This window comes from Hansschlegelia zhihuaiae, from assembly GCF_004103825.1.
Classification (GTDB): domain Bacteria; phylum Pseudomonadota; class Alphaproteobacteria; order Rhizobiales; family Methylopilaceae; genus Methylopila; species Methylopila zhihuaiae.
In genome coordinates this window covers 1-4,184 of sequence record NZ_RYFI01000001.1, presented here as the reverse complement: position 1 = coordinate 4,184, position 4,184 = coordinate 1, and the positions used below count along the sequence as shown (strand labels likewise).

At 68.5% G+C, this 4,184-nt stretch carries 3 protein-coding genes; 1 reads left to right on the top strand and 2 read right to left on the bottom strand.

The window, feature by feature from the left end; genetic code table 11:
- Positions 1-1,680, bottom strand: a 1,680-nt coding sequence (locus EK403_RS22805) for a DEAD/DEAH box helicase family protein (protein ID WP_245479419.1), incomplete at its 3' end; no start/stop codon positions are given.
- Between the two features lie 54 nt (positions 1,681-1,734).
- Positions 1,735-2,616 carry a helix-turn-helix domain-containing protein gene (locus EK403_RS00010; RefSeq protein WP_128775471.1) on the bottom strand — a complete coding sequence of 294 codons (882 nt, stop codon included), beginning with the start codon at positions 2,614-2,616 and terminating at the stop codon, positions 1,735-1,737.
- A gap of 304 nt (positions 2,617-2,920) precedes the next feature.
- Here EK403_RS00010 and EK403_RS00005 point away from each other — a divergent pair, with 304 nt between their 5' ends.
- Entirely contained in the window at positions 2,921-4,066 is a 1,146-nt protein-coding gene (locus EK403_RS00005; RefSeq protein ID WP_128775470.1) for an alpha/beta hydrolase, read from the top strand.
- The last annotated feature ends 118 nt before the right edge of the window (positions 4,067-4,184 follow it).

The following is a 4,184-nucleotide window of genomic DNA, read 5'->3' as shown; positions in this document are numbered from 1 at the left end:
CCGCGGAAAGCCGTATTCGGCGAGCGTCGCCTTCCTTCGGAAGTCGCCGCGATACATGCCGCCGATCTGCGGGATGGTGACGTGGCTCTCGTCGGCGAACACCAGCGCGTTGTCGGGCAGATATTCGAACAGAGTGGGCGGCGGCTCGCCGGGCTTGCGGCCGGTCAGCCAGCGCGAATAGTTCTCGATGCCGGCGCAGGAGCCGGTCGCCTCCATCATCTCGAGGTCGAACTGGGTGCGCTGCTCCAGCCGCTGCGCCTCGAGCAGCCGGCCCATTTTGGTGAGCTCGGTCAGGCGCATCTTGAGCTCGTCCTTGATGCCCTTGATGGCCTGGTTGAGCGTCGGGCGCGGCGTCACGTAATGCGAATTGGCGTAGATGCGGACCTGGGAGAGGTCCTGGGTCCTCGCGCCGGTCAGCGGGTCGAACTCCTGGATGCTCTCGATCTCGTCGCCGAACAGGCCGATCCGCCAGGCGCGGTCCTCGTAATGCGCCGGGAAAACCTCGATCGTGTCGCCCCGCACCCGGAAGGTCCCGCGCACGAAGTTGATGTCGGCGCGCTTGTATTGCAGCGCCACGAGGTCGGCCATGAACTGGCGCTGCGGGATGGTCTCGCCGACCTTCAGCGTGAAGGTCATCGAGGTGTAGGTCTCGACCGAGCCGATGCCGTAGATGCAGGACACCGAGGCCACGATGATGACGTCGTCGCGCTCCAGCAGAGAGCGCGTCGCCGAATGGCGCATCCGGTCGATCTGCTCGTTGATCGACGATTCCTTCTCGATATAGGTGTCCGAGCGGGGCACATAGGCCTCCGGCTGATAGTAGTCGTAATAGGAGACGAAGTACTCCACGGCGTTGTCTGGAAAGAACGACTTGAACTCGCCATAGAGCTGCGCCGCCAGCGTCTTGTTCGGCGCGAGGATCAGCGCCGGCCGCTGGGTCTCCTGGACGACCTTGGCCATGGTGAAGGTCTTGCCCGAGCCGGTGACGCCCAGCAGCACCTGGTCGCGCTCGGCGCGGCGGACGCCGTCGACGAGTTCGGCGATCGCCGTCGGCTGGTCGCCCTTCGGCTCGAACGGGCTCGCCAGCCGGAATGTCTGGCCGCTTTCCAGCTTCTCGGGCCGGGGCGGGCGGTGTGGGACCCACGGCTTGCCCTTCAGCTCCGGTCGCCCGTGCTGGATCAGGTTCTCGAGCGCCGCGACGGTCGCCGAGACGCCGGCCGAGGGGTCGAAATCCGCCGGCAGCAGCCCGACGTCGGTCTCCGGCGTGGCCCCGAAGCCGCGCGGCGCCTTCTGTGGGTCGGGCGCCGGCTCGTGGTCCTGCAGCTGCCGCCGCTTGCCTTTGGGCGCCGCGCGCTTCGGCTGCGCGCTTGCAGAACCCGCCTCGTCATGCCCGGGCTTGACCCGGGCATCCATCGCTCCCGGCGCGTCCGCGCCGGAGATGGGTCCTCGGGTCAAGCCCGAGGACGACGACGGAGACGCTTTCGCCCCGAAGGTCGCCGGAAGCTCGCTCGCGGCCTTGGCGGTCTCGCGGTCCGCGACTTCGGCGCGCGCCTGGTCGGCGGCCGCGGAGCCGCGGCCGAGCGCCTTCAGCAGCGCGGCGTCGGCCTGGGCGACGGCCTCGCCCTCGAAGTCGGCCTGGGGCGCTTCGGCGAAGCCGGGACGGCGGGAGGTCTTTGGCATGGGGGGCAATATAGGCGCCCGCGCCGAGAGTCGCGAGCCGTGCAAGGCGCCGGGCTAGCAGTCGGCGCGGTAGCGCTTCGGCGTGACGCCGGTGACCTGCAGGAAAACCTTCGCGAAATGGCTCTGGCTCGCGAAGCCGACCTCGGCGGCCACGCGGCCCGACGGAATCCTCTCAGCCAGAAGCGTCTTGGCCCGCGCCACGCGCTCGCGCATCACGCATTGATAGGGCGTCATGCCGGACGCCGCCTTGAAGACGCGCGCGAAATGCGACGGGCTCATCCGCGCGAGCGCGGCGAGCTCGGTCACCGAGATGGCGCCCGAGAGGTTCTCGCGGATATGGCCGACGAGCCGCCGCATCTCGGCCGGCGACAGGCCGGACGCGGCGCCGGCTTCGGCGTGCGGGGCGGCGTAGCGCGCCGCGAGATAGGCCAGCAGGGCGGTCGAGATCGACTCCGCGTAGAGCCGTCCCGAGCGGCATCCGCCCCTGACCTCGGCGCGCATCGCGGCCATCAGCGCCGCGAGCTGCGGGTCCTGCGTGACCTGGGCGGACTCCAGAGACCGCTCGATCGCCAACACCTCGTCGGGGGCCAGCGTCTCGAGCCGCGCGCCGTCGAGCTGCAGCACCATCATCTCGATCGCGCCGTCCGGCACGGCGTTCTGGATCTCGGCGTCGCGGCGGATGATCGACACCGTGCCGCGCTCGATCAGGTCGCCGTTCCAGACGCCGCGATGCTTCCACCTGAGCGACGCCTGGCCGTCCGTGACATAGAGCAGGGTGGTCTTCGCCCAGGCGTGGGCCGGCAGCGGCTCGTTCGGCCCGCTCGCCTCCTCGAAGCTGAAGCCGGTCCAGCGCAGGCTGGCGCTCGCAAGCTCGGGCGCGCGGAAGAACGGCACGCGTCGTCCCTGCGAGCTGTACTGGATCCGCTCCGCTCTCATCGGCCTGGGTCCACCTTGTGAGCGACTGAAACATTCGGGCTCGCAAAGTCGCTGTCAACGAACTTCGACGACGGCGAAGACCAAGCCTCCGCGCGACGTTCCCGATGTCGGCCGCGCCCCGCACGCGCCTCTCCGGACTTCCCGGGCGGGCCGATGAAAAGATAGGCGCCGGCAGGATCGTGCTCGAAAAAGCAAGATCGTTGTAGTTCCGTCTTACGTATATCCCTAATTTTCCTCCCATCGGCGCGCGCACGACTGCAGATCGGATTGTAAAAGACGCGCCGTTACAATCGGGAGAAACGCAATGAACAAGAATAAAAATCAAGCGGTCAAGGCCGGGCGGCGCGGACGCCTCGGCCTCGGCCTGCTGGCCGCCGCGCTCATCCTAGGTTCCGCCGGCGCGGCTTTCGCGGCCGAGAAGCTCAAGCCCATCAAGCTCTGGCGCTCCGGCGGCTTCGCGGTCGGCGGCCAGGTCATCGCCAATCCGGAGAACGCCGGCGAGACGCTGTCCTGCGACCACGGCTACATGGAGTATTTCATCCCCTGGCGACCGCGCCGCACCAGCCTCGTGATGTGGCACTCCTCGAGCCCGCAAGGATGGCAGAACCGCTGGGACGGCGGCGAGGGCTACAAGGACAAGTTCCTGCGCCGCGACTATCCGGTCTTCCTGTGGGACGGGCCGCGCGTGGGCCGCGCCAACTGGAGCTGCGAGCCGATCAACTACGTGCCGTCCTATCGCGACCAGGGCAATTTCACCGCCTGGCTGTTCGGCCCGCTGCGGCCGCAGGGCTATCCGAAGCCCGGCGACTGGTATCCGGGCGTGCAGTTCCCCACCACCAACGCCGAGGCCTGGAACCAGGCGACCCGCGCGCGCTATGACGAGTTCGACACCGGCGCCAACATCCAGCTCCAGACCGACGCGGCGGCGATCGCCGCGGATTCGGGCAAGCTCGGCGACAGCATCGTCTATCTCACGAACTCCGCCGGTGGCCTCCGGGCCATGGTGACGACAACCAAGGCCACGAAGCGCAACATCCAGGGCATCGTGACCTATGAGAGCATCGGCTACGTGTTCCCCGAGGGCGACCCCGAGGCCCCGCCGGCCTGCACGGATCCGGGCCCGATCTGCGCCTTCGGCCCGATCCACGTGCCGCTGGCGGACTTCAAGAAGCTCGCCAAGCTGACCGCGATCCAGTTCGTCTGGGGCGACAACCGGCCCGAGACCGACCGTTTCGTCATCCAGTCGCGGCTCGCCGCCAAGCTCATCAACCGCTATGGCGGCAACGCCAGGGTGCTGGTGCTCGGGCGCGACGCCAAGCTCTGGGGCAGCACCCACATCCCCTTCGCCGACATGGACAACGAACAGGTCGCCGGCCTGCTCGACAAGTTCCTGGCCAAGAACCGCCTCGACAGCTACGCGGCCGGGCGTCCGTCCTGGATCGTGGAGTAGGTCGGGGACCCCGCTCCGGGGGCGACCGGCGCGGGGTCTTTCGTGCGGGGCAGGGGCGCCGCCCTCGTCATGCCCGGACTCGATCGGGGCATCTTCCGTGTTTTGGGTCAAGTTACGC